This is a genomic window from Variovorax sucrosi, assembly GCF_051216635.1.
Lineage (GTDB): Bacteria > Pseudomonadota > Gammaproteobacteria > Burkholderiales > Burkholderiaceae_C > Variovorax.
This window is the reverse complement of the sequence record NZ_JBPJZU010000014.1, coordinates 40,047-65,752: the sequence shown is the minus strand read 5'-3', so window position 1 is coordinate 65,752 and position 25,706 is coordinate 40,047. Positions and strand designations below refer to the sequence as shown.

The 25,706-nt window shown below is 67.2% G+C and carries 25 protein-coding genes and 1 pseudogene; 19 read left to right on the top strand and 7 right to left on the bottom strand.

All coding sequences use genetic code 11. The features are described 5' to 3' along the window. Positions 1 to 20 precede the first annotated feature (20 nt). The 11 genes from ACSFBE_RS23145 (at position 21) to ACSFBE_RS23095 (ending at position 10,860) form a co-directional block, all read left to right on the top strand. Positions 21 to 227 carry an AtzG-like protein gene (locus ACSFBE_RS23145; protein WP_435492746.1) on the top strand — a complete coding sequence of 69 codons (207 nt, stop codon included), beginning with the start codon at positions 21 to 23 and terminating at the stop codon, positions 225 to 227. After that, positions 224 to 1,651 (top strand): AtzE family amidohydrolase, encoded by a 1,428-nt coding sequence (locus ACSFBE_RS23140; RefSeq protein WP_435492745.1) that lies wholly within the window; start codon positions 224 to 226, stop codon positions 1,649 to 1,651. Before ACSFBE_RS23145 ends, ACSFBE_RS23140 begins: the two co-directional genes overlap by 4 nt. A gap of 69 nt (positions 1,652 to 1,720) precedes the next feature. Further along, positions 1,721 to 2,752, top strand: coding sequence for a Bug family tripartite tricarboxylate transporter substrate binding protein (locus ACSFBE_RS23135; RefSeq protein ID WP_435492744.1), 1,032 nt, complete (start codon positions 1,721 to 1,723; stop codon positions 2,750 to 2,752). A gap of 68 nt (positions 2,753 to 2,820) precedes the next feature. Beyond that, entirely contained in the window at positions 2,821 to 3,936 is a 1,116-nt protein-coding gene (locus ACSFBE_RS23130; protein ID WP_435492743.1) for a BMP family ABC transporter substrate-binding protein, read from the top strand. A 10-nt stretch (positions 3,937 to 3,946) separates the two neighbouring features. After that, a complete protein-coding gene (locus tag ACSFBE_RS23125; RefSeq protein WP_435492742.1) occupies positions 3,947 to 5,026 on the top strand; it encodes an ABC transporter permease in 1,080 nt (359 codons plus the stop codon). Further along, positions 5,023 to 5,943: an ABC transporter permease gene (locus tag ACSFBE_RS23120; protein ID WP_435492741.1), complete on the top strand. Its 921-nt coding sequence runs from the start codon at positions 5,023 to 5,025 to the stop codon at positions 5,941 to 5,943. The genes ACSFBE_RS23125 and ACSFBE_RS23120 overlap by 4 nt, the downstream gene beginning before the upstream one ends. 9 nt (positions 5,944 to 5,952) lie before the next feature. Then, a complete protein-coding gene (locus ACSFBE_RS23115; protein ID WP_435492740.1) occupies positions 5,953 to 7,038 on the top strand; it encodes a formamidase in 1,086 nt (361 codons plus the stop codon). Next, positions 7,035 to 7,721 (top strand): biuret amidohydrolase, encoded by a 687-nt coding sequence (biuH, locus tag ACSFBE_RS23110; RefSeq protein ID WP_435492739.1) that lies wholly within the window; start codon positions 7,035 to 7,037, stop codon positions 7,719 to 7,721. Before ACSFBE_RS23115 ends, biuH begins: the two co-directional genes overlap by 4 nt. A gap of 32 nt (positions 7,722 to 7,753) precedes the next feature. After that, the gene (locus ACSFBE_RS23105) at positions 7,754 to 9,355 is read left to right on the top strand and encodes an ABC transporter ATP-binding protein (RefSeq protein WP_435492738.1); all 1,602 of its coding nucleotides are present in this window, start codon (positions 7,754 to 7,756) and stop codon (positions 9,353 to 9,355) included. 100 nt (positions 9,356 to 9,455) lie between these two features. After that, positions 9,456 to 10,121 carry a cysteine hydrolase family protein gene (locus ACSFBE_RS23100; RefSeq protein ID WP_435492737.1) on the top strand — a complete coding sequence of 222 codons (666 nt, stop codon included), beginning with the start codon at positions 9,456 to 9,458 and terminating at the stop codon, positions 10,119 to 10,121. A gap of 10 nt (positions 10,122 to 10,131) precedes the next feature. Beyond that, a complete protein-coding gene (locus ACSFBE_RS23095; RefSeq protein ID WP_435492736.1) occupies positions 10,132 to 10,860 on the top strand; it encodes a GntR family transcriptional regulator in 729 nt (242 codons plus the stop codon). 67 nt (positions 10,861 to 10,927) lie between these two features. Here the strand turns inward: ACSFBE_RS23095 and ACSFBE_RS23090 are convergent. Next, positions 10,928 to 11,050, bottom strand: a pseudogene (locus ACSFBE_RS23090) (exodeoxyribonuclease III); the annotation flags it as partial. A gap of 514 nt (positions 11,051 to 11,564) precedes the next feature. Beyond that, entirely contained in the window at positions 11,565 to 12,743 is a 1,179-nt protein-coding gene (locus tag ACSFBE_RS23085; RefSeq protein ID WP_435492735.1) for an alpha/beta hydrolase family protein, read from the bottom strand. Positions 12,744 to 12,858: 115 nt separating this feature from the next. Here ACSFBE_RS23085 and ACSFBE_RS23080 point away from each other — a divergent pair, with 115 nt between their 5' ends. Both ACSFBE_RS23080 and ACSFBE_RS23075 read left to right on the top strand, forming a co-directional pair. After that, positions 12,859 to 13,515, top strand: coding sequence for a response regulator (locus tag ACSFBE_RS23080; protein ID WP_435492734.1), 657 nt, complete (start codon positions 12,859 to 12,861; stop codon positions 13,513 to 13,515). Further along, positions 13,512 to 14,948, top strand: a complete 1,437-nt coding sequence (locus tag ACSFBE_RS23075; protein WP_435492733.1) for a sensor histidine kinase — start codon at positions 13,512 to 13,514, stop codon at positions 14,946 to 14,948. The genes ACSFBE_RS23080 and ACSFBE_RS23075 overlap by 4 nt, the downstream gene beginning before the upstream one ends. Here the strand turns inward: ACSFBE_RS23075 and ACSFBE_RS23070 are convergent. Next, a complete protein-coding gene (locus ACSFBE_RS23070) occupies positions 14,920 to 15,723 on the bottom strand; it encodes an exodeoxyribonuclease III (RefSeq protein WP_435492732.1) in 804 nt (267 codons plus the stop codon). The two genes, ACSFBE_RS23075 and ACSFBE_RS23070, sit on opposite strands and share 29 nt — an antisense overlap. 12 nt (positions 15,724 to 15,735) lie before the next feature. Between ACSFBE_RS23070 and pyrE the strand changes: the two genes are divergently transcribed. Continuing rightward, positions 15,736 to 16,419, top strand: a complete 684-nt coding sequence (pyrE, locus tag ACSFBE_RS23065; protein WP_435492731.1) for an orotate phosphoribosyltransferase — start codon at positions 15,736 to 15,738, stop codon at positions 16,417 to 16,419. A 25-nt stretch (positions 16,420 to 16,444) separates the two neighbouring features. Beyond that, positions 16,445 to 17,104, top strand: coding sequence for a DUF4124 domain-containing protein (locus ACSFBE_RS23060; RefSeq protein WP_435492730.1), 660 nt, complete (start codon positions 16,445 to 16,447; stop codon positions 17,102 to 17,104). Positions 17,105 to 17,119: 15 nt separating this feature from the next. Here ACSFBE_RS23060 and gatB read toward each other — a convergent pair whose 3' ends face one another. From gatB to gatC, 3 genes are read right to left on the bottom strand one after another with little or no spacing between them, the layout of a single operon-like run. Continuing rightward, on the bottom strand, positions 17,120 to 18,619 hold the full coding sequence (gatB, locus tag ACSFBE_RS23055) for an Asp-tRNA(Asn)/Glu-tRNA(Gln) amidotransferase subunit GatB (protein ID WP_435492729.1): 1,500 nt from the start codon (positions 18,617 to 18,619) through the stop codon (positions 17,120 to 17,122). A 1-nt stretch (position 18,620) separates the two neighbouring features. Continuing rightward, positions 18,621 to 20,120, bottom strand: coding sequence for an Asp-tRNA(Asn)/Glu-tRNA(Gln) amidotransferase subunit GatA (gatA, locus tag ACSFBE_RS23050; RefSeq protein ID WP_435492728.1), 1,500 nt, complete (start codon positions 20,118 to 20,120; stop codon positions 18,621 to 18,623). Then, on the bottom strand, positions 20,117 to 20,416 hold the full coding sequence (gatC, locus tag ACSFBE_RS23045) for an Asp-tRNA(Asn)/Glu-tRNA(Gln) amidotransferase subunit GatC (RefSeq protein WP_435492727.1): 300 nt from the start codon (positions 20,414 to 20,416) through the stop codon (positions 20,117 to 20,119). The genes gatA and gatC overlap by 4 nt, the downstream gene beginning before the upstream one ends. Positions 20,417 to 20,629: 213 nt before the next feature. Between gatC and ACSFBE_RS23040 the strand changes: the two genes are divergently transcribed. The 4 genes from ACSFBE_RS23040 to mrdA are packed head-to-tail and all read left to right on the top strand — an operon-like array spanning position 20,630 to position 25,260. Beyond that, positions 20,630 to 21,673 (top strand): rod shape-determining protein, encoded by a 1,044-nt coding sequence (locus tag ACSFBE_RS23040; RefSeq protein ID WP_435492726.1) that lies wholly within the window; start codon positions 20,630 to 20,632, stop codon positions 21,671 to 21,673. A gap of 15 nt (positions 21,674 to 21,688) precedes the next feature. After that, positions 21,689 to 22,714, top strand: a complete 1,026-nt coding sequence (gene mreC / locus ACSFBE_RS23035) for a rod shape-determining protein MreC (protein ID WP_435492725.1) — start codon at positions 21,689 to 21,691, stop codon at positions 22,712 to 22,714. Then, positions 22,711 to 23,232, top strand: a complete 522-nt coding sequence (gene mreD / locus ACSFBE_RS23030; protein ID WP_435492724.1) for a rod shape-determining protein MreD — start codon at positions 22,711 to 22,713, stop codon at positions 23,230 to 23,232. The genes mreC and mreD overlap by 4 nt, the downstream gene beginning before the upstream one ends. Positions 23,233 to 23,286: 54 nt before the next feature. Next, positions 23,287 to 25,260, top strand: coding sequence for a penicillin-binding protein 2 (gene mrdA / locus ACSFBE_RS23025; protein WP_435492723.1), 1,974 nt, complete (start codon positions 23,287 to 23,289; stop codon positions 25,258 to 25,260). A gap of 3 nt (positions 25,261 to 25,263) precedes the next feature. Here mrdA and ACSFBE_RS23020 read toward each other — a convergent pair whose 3' ends face one another. After that, positions 25,264 to 25,467 (bottom strand): hypothetical protein, encoded by a 204-nt coding sequence (locus ACSFBE_RS23020; RefSeq protein ID WP_435492722.1) that lies wholly within the window; start codon positions 25,465 to 25,467, stop codon positions 25,264 to 25,266. Positions 25,468 to 25,706: the final 239 nt, after the last annotated feature.

The window sequence follows — 25,706 nt, the reverse complement described above, 5'->3', positions numbered from 1 at the left end:
CGCACCGAAGGAGAGCCTGCATGACCCCCGCCCAGACCGAAGCCTATGTCGATGCGGCGGCCGCCGCGCTCGACCTGAACTTGCGCCCCGACCACCGCCCCGGCGTGCTGCGCTTCTTCGCGCTGGCCGCCGAGATGGCGGCCGTGGTCGACGCGGTGCCGCTCGAACCGCACGCCGAATCGGCGGTGTCCTTCGTGCCGGTGAGTCCGTCGGAGAGGGATGCATGAACGCCGATGCACTGCTGTTGAAAGACGGCGCGGCCATGGCCGAGGCCGTACGCAGCGGCGCCGTGAGCGCGGTCGCGCTGGCGCAGGCCAGCCTCGACCGCATCGCGGCGACCGAGGGTCGCGTCAACGCCTTCACCGACGTGGTGCGCGAACGCGCGCTGCGCCGCGCCGGCCAGGTCGATGCATCGCTGGCCTCGTCGCATGGCGACCGCACCCGCACGCTGCCGCTGCTAGGCGTGCCCTTCGCGGTGAAGAACCTGTTCGACATCGCCGGCCTGCAGACGCTGGCCGGCTCGAAGATCGAGCGCGACAGCACGCCCGCGCGCAGCGACGCGCTCCTGGTGCGCCGACTCGAAAGCGCCGGCGCGGTGCTGGTCGGTGCGCTCAACATGGACGAGTACGCCTACGGCTTCACCACCGAGAACAGCCACGTCGGCCCGGCCCACAACCCGCACGACCTGACGTGCATCGCGGGTGGCTCGTCGGGCGGTTCGGGCGCCGCGGTGGCGGCTGGCCAGGTGCCGCTCACGCTGGGCTCCGACACCAACGGCTCGATCCGCGTGCCGGCCTCGCTGTGCGGCATCTTCGGCCTCAAGCCGACCTTCGGCCGGCTGCCGCGCACCGGCAGCTACCCTTTCATTTCCAGCCTCGACCACCTCGGGCCCTTCGCGCGTTCGGTGCGCGATCTGGCGCTGGCCTACGACGCGATGCAGGGCCCCGAAACGCCCGCGCCACTCGACCCGGGCTGTGTGCAGCGTGCCGTCGAGCCGGTGGCGGCGCAGCTGTCGCACGGCACGCACGGTCTGCGCATCGGCGTACTCGGCGGCTACTTCCGCGAGCGCGCCCAGCCCGAGGCGCTGAGTGCGGTCGACCGCGTGGCCGAAGCGCTGGGTGCCCCGCAGATGGTCGAGCTGCCGATGGTCGAAGCCGGCCGCGCTGCCGCCTTCCTCATCACCAACGCCGAAGGCGCCGCGCTGCATCTGCACGACCTGCGCCAGCGCCCGCAGGACTTCGAGCCGCTGTCGCGCGACCGCTTCCTGGCTGGCGCGCTGATCCCGGCCGCCTGGGTGGCGCGTGCGCAGCGCGTGCGGCGCCTCTATGCCGAGCAGGCCGCCAAGCTCTTCGAGCGCTTCGACATCCTGCTGGCGCCATCGACGCCCTGTGCCGCGACCCCCATCGGCGCCGAGTGGTTCGAGCTCAACGGCCAGCGCCTGCCGGTGCGCCCCAACATGGGGGTGCTGACCCAACCGATCTCGTGCATCGGCCTGCCGGTGTGCGCCGTTCCGGTGTGGGGCGCGCACGCCAGCCTGCCCATCGGCGTGCAGGTGATCGCGGCGCCGTGGCGCGAAGACCTGGTGTTGCGCGTGGCCGCGGCGTTGGAGGCCGCGGGCGTGGCGCAGGCACCGGTCGCCGCGCTGGCCTGAAGGCGTACGCCTCATTCGACACGGGCACACTTTATGCACACCGTCTTGTATCCAAGAAGGAACAAGCCGATGACCTTGCCGCGTTCTATCTCCGTCGAGTCTTCTTCGCGCTGCGATGCGCTGCCGCGTCGCACCGTGCTCAAGGCCGCTGCGCTCGCGCCGCTGCTGGGGCAGGCGGATTTCGGTATGGCGCAGCCCACTGCCTATCCGAATCACGCCTTGAAGATGGTGATCCCGTTCCCTGCGGGAGGCGCGACGGACTACGCGGGCCGCGCGATCGGCACGGCCCTGTCGACCACCTGGAAGCAGTCCGTGGTCTTCGAGAACCGCGTCGGCGCGGGCTCGACCATCGGCACCGAGGCCGGTGCCCGAAGTGCGCCCGACGGCTACACGCTGGTGATGGGCATCCCGGCGGGCGTGACCATCGCGCCGCACATCTACCCCAAGCTGGGCTACGACCCGATCAAGGACCTGGTGCCGGTGGCCGGCTTCGCGACCTCGCCGCTGGTGGTGGTGGTGCCGGTCGATTCGCCCTTCAAGACCTTTCCCGACCTCGTCGCGTATGCCAAGGCGCACCCCGGTGAACTGAGCTACGCGTCCAACGGCAGCGGCTCGCTGCCGCACCTGACGGCCGAGTGGTTCCTGTCCGAGGCCAAGCTGAAGATGACGCACGTGCCCTACCGCGGCAGTGCGCAGGCGCTGCCCGACCTGATCGCGGGCCGCACGCAGGTGATGTTCGACATCATCGTGTCGGCCCTGCCGCTGATCGAAGGCGGCAAGCTGCGCGTGCTGGCCGTCACCGGCGCCAAACCGACCACGCGCTTGCCCGGCGTGCCGACCGTCGCAAGCTTCGGCTACCCGGGATTCGCAGCCGACCAGTGGTACGGCCTCTTCGTGCCCGCCGGCACGCCCGACGCGATCGTGCGCAAGGTCGAGGCCGACGTGCAGGCCGCCACCGCCGACCCGCGGCTGCGCGGTCAGATGTGGCAGCGCGGCGCAGAAATCCAGTACCTGCCGGCCAAGGCGCTGTCGGACGCGGTGCGCGCCGACTCGCAGCGCTGGGCCGTCATCGCCAAGGCCACCGGTGCGCGTGCCGAGTAGCCGGCACCGCCATCGATTCACCCCTCTCGTTCGTCCCCGTTCTCCAATCCATCCTTCGGAGCCAAGCCATGAGCCAGATCAATCGTCGCGATTCCCTCAAATCCATCGCCGCGCTCGGCGCCGCCGGCACGCTGGGTAGCTGGGGCGTGCTCGCCAACGCGCAGGCCAAGCCGCTGACCGTGGGCGTGATCTACGTCGGCCCGCGCGACGACTATGGCTACAACCAAGCGCATGCGCAGGCCGCGGCCGAGGTGAAGAAGATGCCCGGCGTGAAGGTGGTCGAGGAAGAGAACGTGCCCGAGACCGCGGCGGTGCAGAAGACCATGACCGGCATGATTTCGCAGGACGGCGCCAAGCTGCTGTTCCCCACGTCCTTCGGCTACTTCGACCCGCACATCCTGGCGCTGGCACCCAAGAACCCCGACGTGCGCTTCTCGCACTGCGGCGGCATGTGGACCGAAGGCAAGCACCCGAAGAACGTCGGCAGCTTCTTCGGCTACATCGACGAGTGCCAGTTCCTGAACGGCGTGATCGCCGCGCACATGACCAAGAGCAACAAGATCGCCTTCGTCGCGGCCAAGCCCATTCCGCAGGTGCTGCGCAACATCAACGCCTTCACGCTCGGTGCGCGCTCGGTCAAGCCCGGCATCACCTGCAGCGTGATCTTCACCGGCGACTGGTCGATGGCGGTGAAGGAAGCCGAAGCCACCAACAGCCTGGCCGACCAGGGCTGCGATGTGTTCACGATGCACGTCGACGGCCCGAAGGTCGTCGTCGAGACCGCAGCCAAGCGCGGCAAGATGGTCTGCGGCTACCACGCGAGCCAGGCCAGGCTGGCGCCGCAGGCCTACCTCACGGGCGCCGAGTGGAACTGGCTCACTGCGTACAAGACCATCATCGACGCGGCCCAGGCCGGCAAGCCGCACCCCAACTTCCTGCGCGGCGGCCTGAAAGAAGGCTACGTGAAGATGTCGGCCTACGGTCCGGCCGTGACCGACGCCGCCAAGAAGCAGGCCGACGGCATCAAGGCCCAGATGATCGCGGGCAGCTTCGACATCTTCAAGGACGGCATCAAGGACAACAAGGGTGCCGTCGTGGTGCCGGCGGGCAAGTCGCTCAAGCAGACCGACCTCGAACTGGAGAAGATGAACTACCTGGTCGAAGGCGTTCTCGGTTCCATCTGATCGCACGGCCATGCGCACCGCGCTGAAGGAAATTGCCCTGCCGGCCTTCGCCATCGCGGCGGCGCTGCTCGTGTTCGGGGTGCTTGTCTGGTTCGCCGGCGTGAGCCCGGTGGACGTCTGGGTCACGCTCTTCAAAGGCGCCTTCGGCGACTGGTTCTCGTGGCAGAACACGCTGCAGCGCGCCGCACCGCTGATGCTCACCGCGCTGTGCGTGGCGATCCCGGCGCGCGCGGGCCTGGTGATCATCGGCGGCGAAGGCGCGGTGGTGCTGGGCGGACTGGCCTGCGCGGCGCTGCCCTATGCAATTGCGCTGCCGGGCAACTTCGTCGGCACGGTCGCCATCTGCATCGCTGGCGCGGCGGCGGGGGCGCTGTGGATCATGCTGGCCGGCTGGCTGCGCCAGTACCGCGGTATCAACGAAACCATCAGTAGCCTGCTGCTGGCCTACATCGCCATCGGCATCTTCAAGCACCTGGTCGAAGGCGCGCTGCGCGACCCGGCCAGCCTGAACAAGCCGTCGACGCGCTCGCTGCCCGAGGGGCTGGCCATCGGCGGCATCGCGGGGTCGGACGTGCACTGGGGCCTCGTCATCGGCATCGTGGCCTGCATCGGGCTCGGCCTGTGGTTGCGCGCGACCGCATCGGGCTTCTCGGTGCGCGTGGTGGGCGGCAACCCGCGCACCGCGCAACTGGTCGGCCTGCCGGCCACGCAACTGATCCTGGTGGCCTGCGGCGTCGGCGGCGCCTGTGCCGGCGTGGCAGGCGCGGTCGAGGTGGCGGCGGTGCACACCAACGCCAACGCATCGATCATCGCGGGCTACGGCTATGCGGGCATCCTGGTGTCGTTCATCGCGCGGCACAACCCGATCGCGATCATTCCGGTGGCCATCTTGTTCGGCGGTTTCGGCGCGGCGGGCAGCTTGCTGCAACGCCGGCTCGGGTTGCCCGATGCGTCGGTGCTGGTGCTGCAGGGCATCGCCTTCGTGCTGATCCTGGCGAGCGAAGGGCTGCGCATGATCGATTGGAGGACGCTGCTGAAGAATCGCATGCCGCGCGCGGTGCAGCCCAAGCTGGTGAAGGAACGCGCATGACCGCCGACCAGTGGATCGCGTTGGTCGCCGGCATCGTCGGCGGCGCGCTGCGTGTGGGCGCACCCTTTCTCTTCGTGAGCCTGGGCGAATGCCTCACCGAGAAGTCGGGCCGCATCAACCTCGGCCTCGAAGGCGTGTTGGTGCTGTCGGCCATGGCGGCCTTCGGTGGCGCCTACCTCACCGACTCGGCCTGGCTCGGCGTGCTGATCGGCGCGGCGGCCGGTGCGGTGCTTGCGCTGCTGCACGGCCTGCTGTGCTCGCTCGATCGCGTGAACGACGTGGCCACCGGCATCGCGTTGATGCTGCTGGGCACCGGGCTCGCGTTCTACCTCGGCAAACCGCTGATCCAGCCGCAGGCGCCGCAGCTGCCGTCCATACCGCTTGGCTTCTGGAGCGACAACACGGTCGTGCAGTCGGCGCTGCAGATCAACGCGCTGGTGCCGATCGGGATCGCGCTGGCCGGGCTCATGGCCTGGGGCTTCGCGCGCACCCGCGCTGGTTTGCTGGTGCGTATGGCCGGTGATTCGGCCAATGCGACACGTGCGCTGGGCTATTCGGTGTCGGGCATCCGCATCGCGGCGACCACGGCGGGCGGCTTCATCGCCGGGCTCGGCGGCGCGTCGCTCACATTGTTCTATCCCGGCAGCTGGAACGAAGGCATTTCCAGCGGGCAGGGCCTGATCGCGGTGGCGCTGGTGATCTTCGCGCGCTGGAGCCCGCTGCGCTGCGTGGGCGCGGCCTTCCTCTTCGGCGGCGCGGGCGCGATCGGCCCCGCGCTGCAGTCGATCGGTGTCGGCTGGGGCTACCACCTGTTCAACACCGTTCCCTACGTGCTCACGCTGGTCATTCTGGTACTCACGTGCAAGCCGGGCAGTGTCGCCATCGGCAGCCCGGGCGAGCTTTCGTCGACCCGATAAGGAACTGGAATGAGTGGTTTTGGTGGACTGAACAAATCGGCCAACGGCGTGGTCATCGGCCTCGTGCAATGCCAACTGCCGGTGGTGCGCACCCCCGATGAACTTGCTGCGCAGACGCAGCGCATCGTCGAGCTGGTCGGCAAGGCGCGGCGCAACCAGGGCACGATGGACCTGGTCGTGTTCCCCGAGTATTCGCTGCACGGCCTGTCGATGGACACCTCGCCGGAGATCATGTGCACGCTCGATGGCCCGGAGGTCGCGGCCTTCCGCAGGGCCTGCATCGACAACACCATCTGGGGCTGCTTCTCGATCATGGAAGCCAACCCCGGCGGCAATCCGTACAACAGCGGGCTGATCATCGACGACATGGGCGCCATCCGCCTGTACTACCGCAAGATGCACCCGTGGGTGCCGGTCGAGCCTTGGGAGCCGGGCAACCTGGGCATCCCGGTGTGCGACGGCCCCAACGGCAGCAAGCTCGCGCTCCTCATCTGCCACGACGGCATGCTGCCCGAGATGGCGCGCGAGGCCGCGTACAAGGGCGCGGAGATCATCATTCGCACGGCCGGCTACACCGCACCCATCCGCCACGCCTGGAAGATCACCAACCAGGCCAACGCCTTCTGCAACCTGGCCTACACCACGAGCGTGTGCATGTGCGGCAGCGACGGCACCTTCGACTCGATGGGCGAAGCCATGTTCTGCAGCTTCGACGGCACGGTGATGGTCGAGGGCGGCGGCCGCGTCGACGAGATCATCACCTGCGAACTGCGGCCCGACCTGCTGCGCGAGGCCCGCACCGGCTGGGGCGTGGAGAACAACATCTACCAGCTCTACCACCGTGGCTACGTGGCGGTAAAGGGCGGCGCCCAGGACTTTCCGTACACCTACATGCAGGACATGGCGTCGGGCCAGTACAAGCTGCCGTGGAGCGACCAGGTGAAGGTGGTCGACGGCACCTCGTGCGGTTTCACCGCGCCGCTGCGCGCGTACAAGGGCCCCGAGTCGCACCCACTGGTGCCCCAGGTGCCCAAGACCGTGCCCGACATTCCGGATCAACCCGACTCCTCGCATCGCAAGGCCACCGGTTCATGACGACCGTCTCAGCCCAACCCTACGCGTGGCCGTACAACGGCGACCTGCGCCCGGAGAACACCGCGCTCATCGTCATCGACATGCAGACCGACTTCTGCGGCAAGGGCGGCTATGTCGACGTGATGGGCTACGACCTGTCGCTGGTGCAGGCGCCCATCGAGCCGATCAGGAGGACGATGGCGCGCCTGCGCGAACTCGGCTTCCCCATCATCCACACGCGCGAAGGTCATCGGCCCGACCTGGCGGACCTGCCGGCCAACAAGCGCTGGCGCTCGCGGCAGATCGGCGCCAACGGCGTGGGCATCGGCGACAACGGGCCGTGCGGGCGCATCCTGGTGCGCGGCGAGCCGGGCTGGGAGATCATTCCCGCGCTGGCGCCGCTGCCCGATGAAGTCGTCATCGACAAGCCGGGCAAGGGCTCGTTCTACGCGACCGACCTCGAACTGATCCTCCGCACGCGCGGCATCGAGAACCTGATCCTGGCCGGCATCACGACCGACGTGTGCGTGCACACGACCCTGCGCGATGCCAACGACCGCGGCTTCGAATGCCTTCTGTTGTCGGACTGCACGGCAGCCACCGACCACGGCAACCACCTCGCGGCGCTGAAGATGATCACGATGCAGGGCGGCGTGTTCGGCGCGCATGCCGATTCCGCCGCGCTGCTGGCCGCGCTCGAGTGACGCCCCTCGCACCTTCGCCAAGGACCGAGCCCATGAACGCTGTCGCCACCCCCATCGGTGCCTTGCCCGCCGCCACCGGCGCCCTCGCGCTCGACACCTACCAGCTCACCAAGCGCTTCGGCGCCTTCACCGCGATGGACAGCGTGACCATGCGCGTCGAACCGGGCACGGTGCACGCACTGCTCGGCGAGAACGGCGCGGGCAAGAGCACGCTGGTGAAGTGCGTCGCCGGCTTCCAGCGTGCGGAGGAGGGCAGCATCCTGATCGACGGGCGCGAACAGGACATCGCCAACCCCATCGTCGCGCGCGCGCTCGGCATCGGCATGGTCTACCAGCACTTCACGCTGGCACCGGGCATGACGGTGGCCGAGAACCTGCTGCTGGCCGGCGGCAAGACGCCCGCGCTGATCGACTGGAAGAAGAAGCGCGCCGAACTCGAAGCCTTTCTTGCGACCACACCCTTCAGCCTCGACCTCGACGTGACGCCCTCGTCGCTCGCGGCTGGCGAGAAGCAGAAGCTCGAACTGCTCAAGCAGTTGTACCTGCGCCCGCGCCTGCTGATCCTCGACGAGCCGACCTCGGTGCTGACGCCGCAGGAGGCCGACGAGGTGCTGGGCCATGTCCGCGACTTCGCGAAAAGCGGCCTGTGCACCGTGCTCATCATCACGCACAAGTTCCGCGAGGTGATGGCGTACGCCGACAGCGTGACGGTGCTGCGCCGCGGCAAGGCGGTGCACCATTGCCAGGTGAGTGATACCACGCCGACGCTGCTGGCCGCGGCCATGATGGGTGCCGGCGCGGCACCGCCGCCCGAGGGCGACACGCCGGCCATTGAAGCGGCGACCGGCCGCGCGCTGCACACCCTGAAGACCGTGGCCCCTGACGCGCCGATCGCGCTGAACGTCGAGCGCCTGCAAGCCATGGGCGACCGCGGCACGCTGGCCGTTCACGACCTGAGCCTGTCGGTGAAAGCGGGCGAGATCCTCGGCGTCGCCGGCGTGTCGGGCAACGGCCAACGCGAGCTGGTCGAAGCGCTGGTCGGCCAACGCGCGCGACTGTCAGGCCAAGTCACGGTGATGGGCCAGCCCTACGCCGCCACCCGCAGCGAGAACCGCGAGCTGAAGGTGCGCAGCCTGCCGGAAGAGCCGCTGCGCAACGCCTGCGTCGGCGACCTGAGCGTGGCCGAGAACATGGCGCTGCGCGACTTCGACCGGCCGCCACTCGCGCGGGGCGGCCTGCTGAACTTTCCGATCTGGCGCAGCCGCGCGCGCGAGTGGATCGCCGAGTACGGCGTGAAGACCCAGGGCGAGGGCGCTCCGATCCGCAGCCTCTCGGGCGGCAACGTGCAGCGGGCGGTGCTGGCCCGCGAACTGGCCGGCGACATCAACGTGCTGATCGCGGCCAACCCGGTGTTCGGCCTCGACTTCGCGGCCGTTGCGGAGATCCATTCACGCATCGTGCAGGTGCGGGAGAAGGGCGGGGCGGTGCTGCTGATCAGCGAAGACCTCGATGAGCTGCTGGAGCTGTCGGACCGCATCGTCGTGATGAGCGAAGGGCGCGTGGTGTTCGAGACGGCGGCGGCGACGGCGGAGCGGCATGAGTTGGGGGCGCATATGGGTGGGGGGCATCACTGATGCTCTCTTTCGCTAGCTTTGGTGAGGGCTTGAGGTGGCGCAATCGCTCCGCCCGCCGACGCCCCACGCACGACCCAAGCAGCACGTCCAGAGGTAAGAAATGCGCATAGACCAAGCCCAACCTTTCCCCTACGATTTCGACCTGCAGACAACCGCGCTGGTCCTCATCGACATGCAGCGCGACTTCATCGAACCCGGCGGCTTCGGCGAGACCTTGGGCAACGACGTGTCGCTGCTGGAAGCCATCGTGCCGGCGACGAAGAAGGTGCTGCAGTCGTGGCGCGCGGCCGGTGGCCTGGTGGTGCACACGCGCGAGGCGCATCAGCCCGATCTGTCCGACTGCCCGCCCGCCAAGTTGAACCGCGGCAACCCGACATTGCGCATCGGTGACGAAGGCCCGATGGGCCGTATCCTCGTGAGGGGCGAGCCGGGCAACCAGATCATCGACGCGCTCGCGCCCATCGTCGGCGAGTGGGTCATTGACAAGCCCGGCAAGGGCATGTTCTACGCGACCGGTCTGCACGAAAAGCTGCAGGCACGCGGCATCACGCACCTGCTGTTCGGCGGCGTGACGACCGAGGTGTGTGTGCAGACCAGCATGCGCGAGGCCAACGACCGTGGCTACGACGGCTTGCTGCTCGAGGACTGCACCGAGAGCTACTTCCCCGCCTTCAAGGCCGCCGCCATCGAGATGATCCGCGCGCAGGGCGCCATCGTCGGATGGACGGCGCCGAGCGCGCAGTTGCTGGCTGCGCTCAAGGGCTAACATCGACCCCGTGTCCGCCCTCGCTCCCACCTCGACCCCCGAACCCGACGTCGCCGTGTTCCGCACGCGCGCCGACGAGGTCTACGCGCAGCTCAAGCGCGACATCTCCGAGTTCAAGCTCGTCCCCGGCGACCGCTTCACCGAGAGCGAGATCAGCGAACGCCTGGGCGTCTCGCGCACGCCGGTGCGCCAAGCATTGTTCCGACTGCAGCAGGAAGGCTTCGTCGAAGTGCTGTTCCGCAGCGGCTGGCGCGTGCTGCCCTTCGACTTCGACCAGTTCGAGCAGTTCTACGACCTGCGCATGATTCTGGAAACGACGGCCGTGCACCGCCTCTGCGAAACGGATCGCCATGTCGACCGCGGCATGCTCGATGCGCTCGCCGGCATCTGGCTCGTGCCGGCCGCACAGCGCAGCAGCGATACCGTGCAGGTCGGCCTGTGGGACGAAGACTTTCACTGCGCGTTGGTGGCCGCGGCCGGCAATGCCGAGATGGCCCGCGTGCACCGTGACGTGACCGACCGCATCCGCATCATCCGACGGCTCGACTTCACCAAGCAGCCGCGCATCGACGCCACCTACGACGAGCACGCGAAGATCCTGAAGGCCGTGCGCGCCAACCGCGGCGACCAGGCCGCGATGCTGCTGCGTGCGCACATCGAGACCAGCCAGGCCGAGGTCCGCAAGATCACGCTGCACCAGATGCACCTCGCACGCGTGGGCGGTCAGTTGAGCCGTTGAGCACTGAGCCGACGCGCTGCAACCGGCCGGTGCGTCTTGTTCCAGCGAGCCTGAATCCGTTCGGCCTCTACAGCGTGAAGTCGTAGTCCACCGTGATCGGCGCGTGGTCGCTGAACTTCACCGTCTTGTAGATCGACTCGTGCCGGGCCAGCGCGCCCAGTGCCGGGGTCGCCAGGTGGTAGTCAGTGCGACACCAAATCTGCATTCTTGGTTGTTGCGATCCGACGTCTGAATGCCGACACGATCCAATTTTTCGGCCCCGGTCATTCAGTTTGCCTTGAAGGCTTACGCAGCACGGATTCGATAGACGGATGATCTATCTGCGGTTTTGGTGATTCGCCCAAAGCTCGCAGCTACCCACCAAGCTCGTACACGTCGTGCATTCAGGAAAGGCCCTGCGCTGCAGCCGGGCGTCGGTCACGTCCGGCGCAAGGTGGCAACCGTGTGGACCATCCCGCGGGGGATCGCGTTCCGGGTCGGGGCGGAGTGCCAGGAATTGAATTTGAAATCTGCCGTGAAGCGGGCATGACCCGTGAATTCCTGCGTTTTGTCGAGGTGTTCGCTGCCCGCCAGTGCGGCTATGCCAGCGGTTGCTAAGTGATAGCCAACTCGGCGAAGAACCTGCAGTCAGAAGCGCCGATGTGGACTTGATCAAGCAGATTCGTTTGTCGGAAGCGATGCAGCTTCAAGTTGCATGCCTCCACTCAGGGACCGACGAACGACCGAAGAAAGGACAGGGTTTCCTGGCGTGTGGTCTGTAAGGCTTTCGATGGCTCGATGGACCCCAGACCCTGCGCAGCCAAGGCGCCGGGCGAGAAGTCGGGCACGTAAAAGCGCAACAGCCACTTCAGATCGCTGAAATCCAAATGACCGGCATCTTGCACCGTGACGCTGCGACTGGGGCCGCTGGCAAGCCGCAACACCGCTTCTATGGTCGGGTCCGCTGTGTGGTTGGAGGCGAGCAGGAACATCAGTGGTTTGTGCCACAGGCCCGCAGTGCCGCCATAGACGGTTCCGTCGATGTCCAAGCCTGCTTTTGCGCGTTCATCGGACCGTGCAGTCTGAATAGCGGCCGCGCCGCCGATGGAATGTCCAATGAGTCCTATGCGCGCAAGGTTCAGGTGACCACCCAGCATGCCGGTGTTGGGGCCCTGCAACCAGTCGAGCACATAGCGCTGATCCGCGACCAGCGTGGCCACCGCATCGTCCAGGAATTCCGACAACTGCTGTCCGGCGGCCGCGCCGGCCAGTGCCTGCACCACCTGCCCGTTGGCCAGGGAAGTCGCCCCCGAAATGTAGGGATGGTCAATGGCAACAACGACCATGCCTTGGCTGGCCAGGTCTTCCAAGAGGGTCGAATAGAGTTCAACGACCATGCCATACCCGGGCGAAAAAATGACCACTGGATAAATGCTGCCCGCTTGCAGTGCGGCTGCCGACCCGGCGTTGGTCAAAACGTTGGGCGCAGTGGCGGGGATAGACATTTGCGCCTTCACCAACGGGGCTATGGTTGAGTCTAGATAGTCGGCTCGCACGCCACCAGCGGTTGAGTTCGTGGGGTACCAAACCTTGACACTCAGTTCGCGACGGCCGGTTTCATCAGGCATGTTTTTTTCCGCACGTGAGTCGTCCACCAAACGGAATCCGACCTTGCCAATGCATCGTTCACCGGTGGGCGCGGGTAGCACCAGAGCATCTGGCGAACCGGGGGGCAACTGGCATCGATTGGCATAAGTTTGCGGGGGTGGCGCCGCGACGTCGGCGGCGTCGGAGCCACCGCCGCATCCAGTCACAAAAAGCAAAGCGATGCAGCAGGCGGCCAAGCTGAAACGGGTCATCGCTGCAGCGGTGCAGCGAGACTGTTGGGGGAAGTCAGATTTCATCGTGATGTAAAGGTGCGGTTGACCGGCCAGATTGTTGGGCCACGAACCTTTGGCTTGGCCAAAGGTTGGAGTGCTCCCAACAGCCTTTGGCTGGGTCGCTGACACAATCCAGGAGATGCATGTATTACTGATCGAAGACGATCTGGACCTGGGGCCCGCCTTGCAGAAATCGCTCAAGCTGGAAGGCATCAGCAGCGTATGGCGTAGGCGCGCCGAAGACGCAGAGCGCACGCTGGCGGGCGAGGGCTTCGACTGCGTACTGCTGGACTTGTCCCTGCCCGATGGGGATGGCCTAGACCTCCTCACCCGATGGCGCCGCCAATCGGCGCAGGTACCCATCATCATCATTACCGCTCGAGGCACGCTGCCGGATCGTTTGGCGGGGCTGGACAGCGGTGCGGACGACTTCATCGTGAAACCCTTTGCCCTTGAGGAACTGGCGTCGCGCCTGCGCGCTGTCGTGCGGCGCTCTGCCCGGCAGGCCAGCGATGTTTGGGCTATCGGAGACCTGGAGATCGAACCCCGCGGCCACTGCGCGCGGCTGCGCGCCGAAGCCCTGGACTTGTCGCCGCGTGAATTTCAGCTGCTGCTGGAGTTGGCGCGTGAGCCCAATGCCGTTGTAGTGAAGGGCACACTGGCTCAGCGCCTGGAGCCCTTGGGGGAGCCGTTGGACTTCAGCCTGATAGAGGTGCACGTGTCCAATCTGCGACGCAAGGTCGGTGCCGAGCGCATTAAGACCGTTAGGGGCGTCGGCTACATGCTGGTGCCGTGAAGCCGTTGTTACGCCCGACGCTGGTACGCCGCATCGTGTCCGCGTTGTTGATTGCGTTCGTGCTGGCGTGGTGCGCCGTTGCCACCCACACCTACCTGGGTTTCCGCGCCGGCTTGCAGAGCAACGCCGGCTTGCAGCAGGCGGGCCGTGGCTTGTCGAACGCACTCGCCGACATTCGCCGCGATGATCTCGCGGCCAGCGCGGTGCAGATCACGGCCCAGCAGTTGAACGCGACACGACGTCAAGGCGGTCAACTCCCAGGCGACTTGCTGTTCCAGTTGCGATCCGCGGAGGGTCGTGTGCTCTTCGCATCGCCGGAGATCGCCGACGCGAGTTTGCGCGGCGAGTCCGATCATGTCGTTGATACCAGCTTGAATGGCCAAGCGTATTGGCTATTTACCGGTCACTCCGACCGCTGGCAACTGTGGATGGCCGAACCACAAGTCAGCACGCAATGGGTGCTGTGGTGGGTCTTTGATTCACTGGCCCTGCCGTTCCTGGTGGCCTTTCCCTTTGCGCTCATCCCCGTGTGGGTCGCTGCGGCGCGCGGCCTCGGGCCCTTGCGCAGTCTGGGTAGATCGATCGCGCAGCGCCGGACCGGGGATTTATCACCGCTGGGTGTCGCACCGCGGTATGCCGAACTGACACCGCTGGTGACCGCACTGGACGCCATGCTTCTGCAACTACGCGGCACGGTGGCCCGCGAACGCTCGTTTGTGCATGATGCAGCGCATGAGCTGAGAACGCCACTCGCCGTCATCAGCGCCCAGGCCCATGTGGTATCCCGCACAGTAGATCCGCACGAGCGCGAGCAGGCCACCTTGAATTTGCAGCAGGCTGTGGCCCGCGGCTCGCACCTGGTGCAGCAACTGTTGGAGTTGGCGACTCTAGACGGAGCGGCAAACGCGCCGGCGCAGGTTGTCGATGTGGCCGATCTGACCCGCCAACACCTGGCGCAAGCCATGAGTCCTGCAACAGGCGCGAACGTGGAGCTCATCCTGGATGCCCCTGACAGCCTGACGCTGGCCCTCCCCGTCAATCTGTACGAGTCAGTGTTGCGCAATCTTCTGGACAACGCCGTGAAGTACGCGGGCGGCGCGGGCGAGGTCACATTGACGCTGGTCTTGCTCGACGGCGCGCTGCGCCTGATGGTTGCCGACCGCGGCCCCGGCATCCCTGCAAACGAGCATGCGCTCGTGTTCGAGCGCTTCTACCGGGGCACGGACGCGTCGGCGTCGGGCACGGGCTTGGGTTTGGCCATCGTCCGCCAGGCGTGCTTTCGCATCGGCGGCAGCATCGCCCTGCACGACCGCGGCGGCGGCGGCTGCTTGTTTGTGGCAACGATGCCTGTGACCGTTCCGGCAGGGGCAGCATCGAGTTCCTGGCAGCCCGCTGCGTCACTCGTCAAAGCTGAAAGTCGTAGTCCACCGTGATCGGCGCGTGGTCGCTGAACTTCACCGTCTTGTAGATCGACTCGTGCCGGGCCAGCGCGCCCAGCGCCGGGGTCGCCAGGTGGTAGTCCAGACGCCAGCCCACGTTCTTCGCGTAGGCCTGGCCGCGGTTGCTCCACCAGGTGTAGGCCTCGCCGGTGGTGTCGGGCTTGAGCATGCGGTAGACGTCGACCAGCCCGGCACCGTCGGCACCCGCGTCAAGCAGGCGGGTCATCCAGGCGCGCTCCTCGGGCAAGAAGCCGCTGTTCTTCATGTTGCCCTTGAAATTCTTCAGGTCGATCTCCTGGTGGGCGATGTTGATGTCGCCGCAGAGGATGAACTCGCGTTCCTTTTTCAGCGCATTCAGGTGCGGGAAGAAGCCCTTGAGGAAGCGAAACTTGGCGGCCTGGCGCTCCTCGCCGGACGAGCCGCTCGGGAAGTAGCAGCTGATGATCGACAGCTTGCGGGCTGGCGTGTCGAAGCGCAGCTCGAGGTAACGGCCCTCGGCGTCGAATTCGGCGTCGCCCCAGCCCACGACCACCTCGCTCGGGACGTGCTTGGTGTAAATCGCAGTGCCGGCGTAGCCCTTCTTCTCGGCAAAATGGAAGTGGCCCTGGAGGCCGGCCATCTCTTCGAAGCGGCCTTCGATGTCGCTGGCCTGGACCCGGATCTCCTGCATGCAAATACAATCCGGCGCCAGTTCGGCCACCCAGTCCGCCACGCCCTTGGTGGCGGCCGAACGCAGGCCATTGAGGTTGAGGCTGGTCAGTTTGAACAAAAGGAATTCCCGATGGCTGAGGTGAAGGGGGCGGGCGACAAGCTCGCGCTGGATTTCGTGCAGTTCGCGCTCGACGCCGGCGTGCTGCGCTTTGGCGAGTTCAAGACCAAGGCCGGTCGGCTCAGTCCCTACTTCTTCAATGCCGGCCTGTTCGACGACGGCGCCAAGATGCTGCGGCTGGCGGAATTCTATGCAGAGCGCCTGATCGACAGCGGCCTCGAATTCGACATGCTCTTCGGCCCGGCCTACAAGGGCATTCCCCTGGGCGCGGTGCTGGCCGCCGAGCTGGCCCGTCGCGGGCGCAACGTGCCCTTCGCCTACAACCGCAAGGAAGCCAAGGACCATGGCGAAGGCGGCACCCTTGTCGGCGCCAAGCTGCAGGGCCGCGTGCTCATCGTCGACGACGTGATGTCCGCGGGCACGGCGGTGCGCGAGTCGATTGCCGTGATCCGCCAGGCCGGTGCCACGCCGCATGCAGTAACCATCGCCCTGGACCGACAGGAAATGGCGACCGAGGACGGCGCCGATGTGGCCCACAGCGCGGTGCAGTACGTGCAGAACCAGTTGGGGATGCAGGTGCTGTCGATCGCAAGCCTCGACGACTTGCTACAGTACCTGGCCGAACGCGGCGGCGGCGAACTCGACGCCCATCGCGACAAGGTGCTGGCGTACCGTCAACGCTACGGCGCCGCCTGAAGAGCGGCCCGTCATGGGAGAACCGATGCTGCTGCGGAACCGAACCTTCTTGGCGACCTGGTCGCTGTGTGCGCTGGCAGCGTCCGCTTCGGCGCAGACCGCGGCATCGCCCGGCATCTACAGCTGCACCGACAGCCGAGGCCGCACCATCACCGCCGACCGGCCGATCGCCGACTGCAGCGACCGCGAGCAGCGCGAGCTCGGCCCGAGCGGCACGGTGCGCCGCACCCTCGAACCCACCTACACCCCGCGCGAGCAGGCCGAGCGCGAGGAGCGCGCACGCCTGGCGGCGATGCAGGCCTCGCGGCTGAACGAAGAGCGCCGTCGCGAGCGCGCGCTGCTGATGCGCTACCCCAATCCGACCGCGCACGAACGCGAGCGCTCGGAGGCGATGCTGCAGATCGACGCCGTGATCGACGCCGCCCGCAAGCGGCTCGGCGAGCTGGGCAAGGAGCGCCAGGGCATCGACGACGAGATGGAGTTCTACAAGAAAGACCCGAGCAAGGCGCCGCCGTCGCTGCGCCGCAAGCTCGACGAGAGCGAGCAGAGCGTGGCGATCCAGAACCGATTCATCGCGGCGCAGGAAGACGAGAAGAAGCGGGTGAATGCGCGCTTCGACGAGGAGCGCGGGCGGCTCAAGCTGCTGTGGTCGGCGAACGCGGCCGGCGGCGGCGCCGGCCGCTGAACGTCCGGCCCGCGCTCAACCCAGCTTCGACTTCAGCAGCGCATTGACCTGCGCCGGGTTGGCCTTGCCCTGGCTGGCCTTCATCACCTGACCGACCAGCGCGTTGAAGGCCTTGTCCTTGCCGGCGCGGTACTCGGCGATGTTCTTCTCGTTGGTGGCGAGCACGCCGTCGATGATGGCTTCAAGGGCGCCGGCGTCGCTCATCTGCTTGAGGCCCTTGGCTTCGATGACCGAATCGACGTCGCTCGCTTCGCCGGTCCACAGGGCGTCGAACACCTGGCGCGCCGCATTGTTCGAGATGGTGCCGTCGGCAATTCGGCCGATCAGCGCCGCCAGCACTCCGGCGTTGACCGGTGACGCCTCGATGCCGACGTCCTGCGCGTTCAGACGCTTGGCTATCTCGCCGGTGATCCAGTTGCTCGCCAGCTTGGGCGCAGCACCGGCTGCGACGGCCGCATCGAAGTACTGGGCGAGCGCGACGCTCTGCGTGAGTTGCGCGGCGTCGTACGCCGACAGGCCGTGTGTCTTCACATAGCGCTCAGCCATCGCGCGCGGCAACTCGGGCATCTCGCTGCGCACCCGCTCGATCCATTCCTGCCCAATCGCCAGCGGCGGCAGATCCGGGTCGGGAAAGTAGCGGTAGTCGGCCGCGTCTTCCTTGGTGCGCATCGCGCGCGTCTCGCCGGTGTCGGGGTCGAACAGCACGGTGGCCTGCTGAATGGCGCGGCCGTCCTCGATCTCCTCGATCTGCCAGCGGATCTCGTAATCGATCGCCTGCTGCATGAACTTGAAGCTGTTCAGGTTCTTGATCTCGCGGCGGGTGCCCAGCCTGGCGCCGGGCCTGCGCACCGACACGTTGGCGTCGCAGCGGAAGCTGCCTTCCTGCATGTTGCCGTCGCAGATGCCGATCCAGGTCACGATCTTGTGCAGTTCCTTCGCATAGGCCACGGCCTCGGCGGTGGAGCGCATGTCGGGCTCGGTCACGATCTCGAGCAGCGGCGTGCCGGCGCGGTTCAGGTCGATGCCCGATTGGCCGATGAAGTCTTCATGCAGCGACTTGCCGGCGTCTTCTTCCAGGTGCGCGCGCACCAGGCGCACGGTTTTCGGCTCGTCGCCGACAAAGAAGCTCACCGCGCCGCCCTGCACCACCGGGATCTCGAACTGCGAGATCTGGTAGCCCTTGGGCAGGTCGGGGTAGAAGTAGTTCTTGCGCGCGAACACGCTGCGCGGCGCGATGGTCGAGCCCAGCGCCAGGCCCAGCTTGATGGCGCGTTCGACCGCGCCCTTGTTCATCACCGGCAGCGTGCCCGGCAGCGCCAGGTCGACGGCGCAGGCCTGCGTGTTCGGCTCGGCACCGAAAGCGGTGGAGGCGCGGCTGAAGATCTTGCTGGCGGTCGACAGCTGGGCGTGCGTCTCGAAGCCGATGATGACTTCATAGCCCTGCACCAGCGGGCCGGTCGGGCGGCCTTCTTGCTGCGCTTCGAATGTGTTCACGGGGTCGCTCGTCTCACTCATCTCAGATTCCCTCGGGCGCGCGTGCATGCCAGTCGGTGGCCTGCTGGAAGCGGTGCGCCGCGTTCAGCAGCTGCGCCTCGGCGAAGTAGTTGCCGATCAGCTGCAGGCCGACCGGCATCGCGTCTTCGCCGAAACCCACCGGCAGGCTCATGCCGGGCAGGCCGGCGAGCGAGGCGGGCAGCGTGAAGATGTCGGCCAGGTAGTCGGCGACCGGGTCGTCGCCATGCTCGCCGAGCTTCCAGGCGACCGTCGGCGCCACCGGGCCGGCGATCAGGTCGCAGTCCTTGAAGGCCTGCTGGAAGTCGTCGGCGATCATCCGGCGCACCTTCTGCGCCTGCAGGTAGTAGGCGTCGTAGTAGCCGTGGCTCAGCACATAGGTGCCGATCATGATGCGGCGCTTGACCTCGTCGCCGAAGCCTTCCTCGCGGGTCTTGCCGTACATGTCGGCCAGGTCGCGGTAGTCCTTGGCGCGGTGGCCGAACTTGACGCCGTCGAAGCGGCTCAGATTGCTCGAGGCTTCGGCCGCCGCGAGGATGTAGTACACCGGAATCGACAGCTCGGTGCGTGGCAGCGTGACGGCCACGCGCTTGGCGCCCAGCTTCTCGTACTCGGCCAGGGCGGCATCGACCGCGGCGCGCACGCCGGGGGCCACGCCCCCATTGCCGGACTCGAGGAATTCCTTCGGCACACCGATGCGCAGGCCGTCGAGTGAGCCGTTCAGTGAACGTGAGAAATCTTCGGTCGGGCGGTCGATGGACGTCGAGTCGCGGTCCAGGTCGGGGCCGCACATCGCCGACAGCAGCAGCGCGCAGTCTTCGGCCGAGCGTGCCATCGCGCCGGCCTGGTCGAGGCTCGATGCGAAGGCGACCATGCCGTAGCGCGAGGCGCGGCCGTAGGTCGGCTTGATGCCGGTGATGCCGCAGAAGGAGGCGGGCTGGCGGATCGAGCCACCGGTGTCGGTGCCGGTCACCGCGGGCGCCAGGCGCGCCGCGACGGCGGCGGCGCTGCCGCCCGAGGAGCCGCCAGGAATGCGGGTCGTGTCCCACGGGTTGCGCACGGGCACGGCCTGGTCGGCACCGACGGCGGGCACGGCCACGTTCTCGTTGGCCGAACCCATCGCGAATTCGTCGCAGCTGAGCTTGCCCAGCGCCACCGCGCCGGCGTCGGCCAGGCGCTGCACCACCGTCGCATCGAAGGGCGAGCGGTAGCCGGCCAGCATGCGCGAACCGGCGGTGGTCGGGAAATCGGTCGTGACGAAGATGTCCTTGTGCGCGATCGGCACACCGGCCAGCACCGGTGCGTTGCCCTTGGCGATCCGCGCGTCGGCGGCCCGGGCCTGCGCCAGGGTCACGTCGGCATCGACCGCGACGAAGGCGCCCAGCGCCTGGTGCGCATCGATGCGTTTCAGGAAATGCTGGGCCGCTTCGACCGCCGAGACCTCGCGCGCCGCCAGCGCCTTGGCCAGCCCGGCCACGCTGCGTTGATGCAAATCGGCGCTCATTCGATCACCTTCGGCACGAGGAACAGGCCGCGCTCGACGGCGGGGGCGCTCTTCTGGTTGGCATCGCGGTTGTTCGGCTCGCTCACCATGTCGTCGCGCAGCCGCAGGGTGATGTCTTCGATGGCGGCCACAGGGTGGGCCAGCGGCTCGAGGCCGGTGGTGTCGACGGCGCGCATCTTTTCGACCAGGTCGAAGAAGCCGTTGATCTGGCCCTGCAGGCGCGTGCTTTCTTCGGGCGCCAGTTGCAGACGTGCCAGCGTGGCGATGCGGGCGATATCGGTGGAGGTGAGTGACATTCGGAAATGAGGGCGAAACGGCGTCGAAACCGGCCCCGCCAGGGGGCGAAAACGAGGGAAGTCCAGGGGATTCGGGTATTATCCCGCCTTTGCCGCAACCCCCGCGAACGCGCCGGCTTTTGCTGCAAAAACCATCAATCCATCCCTTCAGACGACCCAAAAAATAGAGCGACGACCTGCCGATGCGCATGCCGTGCTCCAGAGGACTTCCACATGTTTGGAGCTTTCCGTCGGTACTTTTCGACCGACCTCGCCATCGATCTCGGCACCGCCAACACCCTCATCTTCGCCCGCAACAAGGGCATCGTGCTGGACGAGCCGTCGGTCGTGGCCATCCGCCATGAAGGCGGCCCGCACGGCAAGAAGGTGATCCAGGCCGTCGGCCGCGAAGCCAAGGCGATGCTGGGCAAGGTGCCCGGCAACATCGAGGCGATCCGCCCGATGAAGGACGGCGTGATCGCCGACTTCGTGATCACCGAGCAGATGATCAAGCAGTTCATCAAGATGGTGCACCCGCGCTCGCTGCTCGCGCCGAGCCCGCGCATCATCATCTGCGTGCCCTGCGGCTCGACCCAGGTCGAACGCCGCGCCATCAAGGACGCGGCCGAAGCGGCCGGCGCCACCTCGGTCTACCTGATCGAAGAGCCCATGGCCGCGGCCATCGGCGCCGGCCTGCCGGTGTCGGAAGCCTCCGGCTCGATGGTGGTCGACATCGGCGGCGGCACCACCGAGGTGGGCGTGATCTCGCTGGGCGGCATGGTCTACAAGGGCAGCGTCCGCGTCGGCGGTGACCGCTTCGACGAGGCCATCATCAACTACATCCGCCGCAACTACGGCATGCTGATCGGCGAGCCGACGGCCGAGGTCATCAAGAAGACCATCGGCTCGGCCTTCCCAGGCTCCGAAGTCAAGGAGATGGAAGTCAAGGGCCGCAACCTCAGCGAAGGCGTGCCGCGCAGCTTCACCATCAGCAGCAACGAAGTGCTGGAAGCGCTGACCGATCCGCTCAACAACATCGTCTCGGCGGTGAAGAACGCGCTGGAGCAGACGCCGCCCGAACTCGGTGCCGACATCGCCGACCGCGGGATGATGCTCACCGGCGGAGGCGCGCTGCTGCGCGACCTCGACCGCCTGCTGGCCGAGGAAACCGGCCTGCCGGTGCTGGTCGCCGAAGACCCGCTGACCTGCGTGGTGCGCGGCTGCGGCATCGCGCTGGAGCGCATGGACCGTCTCGGCAGCATCTTCACCTCGGAATAAGCGCGGCGGTCGCGTATGCCGCTCGGCACGCTTGATCGCTCCGCGCCGCCGCTCTTTCACCAGGGCCCTTCGGCGCTCAGCAAGCTGATCTTCTTCAGTGCGCTTGCCGTCTTCCTCATGGTCGCCGACGCACGCTTTCACCTGACGCAGCCGGTGCGCGCGGCGGTGAGTGCGGTGCTCTATCCCTTTCAATGGCTGGCGCTGAAGCCGGTGCAGCTGTTCGCCCAGGGCGGCACCTACCTCGAAGACTTGCAGGTGGCGCAGCACAATGAGGCCGAGGCGCGCCGCGCGCTGACGCTGCAGGCCGAGCGTGCGGGCCAGGCCGACAGCCTGGCCAAGGAAAACGAACGGCTGCGCTCGCTGCTCGAACTGCGACAGACGACGCAGACGCCCGGCCGCGCGGCCGAGGTGCTCTACGACGCGGCCGACCCCTACACCCGCAAGGTCGTCATTGACCAGGGGCTGTCGAGCGGCATCGCGGCCGGCTCGCCGGTGATCGACGAGCGCGGCGTGATCGGCCAGGTGACGCAGGTGCTGCCCTTCAGCAGCGAGGTCACGCTGGTGATCGACCGCGACCTCGCCATCCCGGTGCAGAACACCCGCACCGGCGCGCGCAGCGTGGCCTTCGGCGACGCCAGCGCCCACGGCGGCGGTCTCGAATTGCGCTTCATGGCCGCCAACGCCGATCTGCAGGAAGGCGACCTGCTGGCCACCAGCGGGGTCGACGGCGTCTACCCGCCGGGCCTGCCGGTGGCGAAGATCGAGCGCATCGAGCGCCGGGCCGATTCCGGTTTCGCCCGCATCTACTGCCTGCCGCTGGCGCAGGTGACGGGCGCGCGCTATGTGCTGGTGCTGGCACCGATCGGCAGCGCGGCTGCGATGCGGTCCGCGGCCGCAGCGTCGGCGGCCGCCTCGGCCGCGAGCGCCAAGAAGAACGCCGATGCGAAGCCGAAGGCGGTGGCCGCCTCCGGGCCGGCTGCTGCCAAACCGGCGCCGGCCGAACCACGGCGCGTGCCACGCCGCGAAGGACGGACCCCATGATCATGCGTCCCGGCCAGCAGCAGCTGCTGCTGCCGCTCAACCCGGTCTTCATGTGGGGCAGCCTGATCGCGGCCCTGCTGATCGACATGGTGCCCATGGGGCGTGCCGCCTGGGCGCCCGACCTGCTGGCGCTGGTGATCGTGTTCTGGAGCGTGCACCAGCCGGCACGCATTGGCATCGGCGCGGCCTTCGTCTTCGGCCTGTGCATGGATGTGCACCAGTCCGCCATGCTGGGCCAGCATGCGCTGTCCTACACCACGCTGGGCTTCTTCGCGATCATGATGCACCGGCGGCTGCTCTGGTACCCGGTGCTGTCGCAGGCGCCGCAGGTGCTGCCGCTGTTCGCGGTGTCGCACCTGATCGAGCTGGCCATCCGAATGATCGGCGGCGGTGTGTTCCCGGGCTGGTCGTTGCTGATCGCGCCGGTGATCGAGGCGGCACTCTGGCCGATCGTCAGCGTCATCTTGCTGGCGCCGCAGCGGCGCACGCCCGAGCCCGATGCCAACCGGCCCCTGTGACTTGGCCCCCGTGAACTTGCTCCGCGCGCCTGGCGCGCGTAGTCTGCGTCCCGCATGACCGAGATCCGCAACGTTGCCGCCGACCTCGCCCGCTTCAAGCGGCGCGTGATGGTCATCGGGCTGGTGGTGCTCACCGCCTTCGGCCTGCTGTGTTCGCGGCTGGTCTACCTGCAGGTGGTGCGTCACGCCGATCTGGCCGAGCAGGCCGAAAGCAACCGCACGGCGGTGGTACCGGTGGTGCCCAACCGTGGCCTGATCCTCGACCGCAACGGCGTCGTGCTGGCGTCGAACTACTCGGCCTACACCCTGGAGATCACGCCGTCGAAGGCGGGCAAGGTGGACGACACCATCGACGCGCTGGCCGAGGTGGTCGACGTCACCCCACGCGACCGTCGCCGCTTCAAGCGCTTGCGCGAAGATTCGCGCAGTTTCGATTCCGTGCCCATCCGCACCCGCCTATCGGACGAGGAAGTGGCCCGTTTCGCGGCGCAGCGCTACCGCTTCCCCGGCGTCGAGATCAAGGCACGGCTGTTCCGCAACTACCCCTACGGCGAGACGGCAAGCCATGTGCTCGGCTACATCGGGCGCATCAACCAGCGCGAGAAGGAAGCGATGGAGGAGTGGCCGGAAGAAGAGGTGTCCAACTACAAGGGCACCGACTACATCGGCAAGCTCGGCGTGGAGCAGAGCTACGAGAAGACGCTGCACGGGCTGACTGGCGTGGAGCAGATGGAAACCTCGGCCGGTGGGCGCGCGGTGCGCCGGCTGGCCAGCCATCCATCGACACCGGGCGACACCGTGATGCTGTCGCTCGACATCAAGCTGCAGAAGCTGGTCGAGGACATGTACGGCGACCGCCGCGGAGCGCTGGTGGCGTTCAATCCCAAGACCGGCGAAGTGCTGGCCTTCGTCAGCAAGCCGACCTTCGACCCCAACCTGTTCGTCGAAGGCATCGATTCGGACAGCTGGAAGGAGTTGAGCGAGTCGCTCGACAAGCCGCTGCTCAACCGCGCCCTGCGCGGCACCTACCCGCCGGGTTCGACGTACAAGCCCTTCATGGCGCTGGCGGCACTCCAGACCGGCTCGCGCGGGCCGAACGTGGTGGTCAACGACCCCGGCTACTTCAACTTCGGCGGCCACCGCTTCGGCAGCCCCGAAGGCAACATCGGCGGCGTCGACATGCGCCGATCGATCCAGCTGTCGAGCAACATCTACTACTACTCGCTGGCCAACGAGATGGGCGTCGACAAGATCCACGACTTCATGAAGCCGATGGGCTTCGGCCAGATCACCGGCATCGACCTCGGCGGCGAACTGCGCGGCGTGCTGCCCAGCACCGAGTGGAAGCGCAACGCCTACAAGCGGCCCGAGCAGAAGAAGTGGTACGCCGGCGAAACCATCTCGCTGGGCATCGGCCAGGGCTATAACACCTTCACCATGCTGCAGCTGGCGCAGGCGACATCGATCGTTGCCAATGGCGGCGTGCGGTATCGGCCGCACCTGGTGCTCGCCACCCGCGACACGGTCACGGGGCAGATCAAGTCGGTGATCCAGCCGCCCGCAGAGAATCTGGGCTTCTCACCGGCCAACGTGGCCGTGGTGCGCGAAGGTTTGGTGAGTGTCGTCACCGCCGGCACGGCGCGCGGCGTATTCGCCGGTGCGGGCTACCAGGCTGCGGGCAAGACCGGTACGGCCCAGGCCGTGACGCAGGCGCAGAACACCAAGTACAACGCCCGGGCCCTCGAAGAGCATCAGCGGGACCATGCGCTTTTCATGGGCTTCGCGCCGGCCAATGACCCGAAGATCGCACTGGCCGTGATCGTGGAGAACGCCGGCTGGGGCGCCGGTGCGGCCGCACCGATCGCTCGGCGGGTGATGGACTATTGGCTGATGGATCAGTATCCGAACGAGGTCGACATGGCTGCGGTCCGAGTCGGGAAGGCGACGGTGCCGATCGGCAAACCCCGTGTGGCGAGCGAGGTGGCGTGGCCGCCGGTGCCTGCGAACACGCCGGCTACGGCGCCCTGAGCGTCACCATTCGCCGAGCTGGCGCACGCGCTGGTCGAGGTCCATGCGTTCGAAGGCGTCGGCGGACGGACGTGCGACCGGAATCTGCAGGGTGGAAGAGGCGGTGCGAGAAGACGTCTTGCGGCGTCCCATGGCTTGCGCGATGCGCTGGCGCCACGTGGCCGCCGACGCATCGGCAGTGCGGTAGGTGGGTGTGTGGGCGGGCATCGCAGCTCCTTGAGGGGGTTCGCCGATCTTCCGCCTGACGCGCATCCCGCGGGAAAAAGTTTCCGTGAACTTCGTCGTGTTTCCGGGTGTTGGCCGCGCGACTGTGTGCAACGCACCACAATGGAGCCGCTCCTCGGCGGCCGAATCCTGGGCAGGCAAAAAAAAGACGCCGTCCAGCGGCGTCTTTTTCTTTTGTGGCTTCTCTGTGGAAGCCTGTTTGTCTCGGGTTCTTCGAGTTC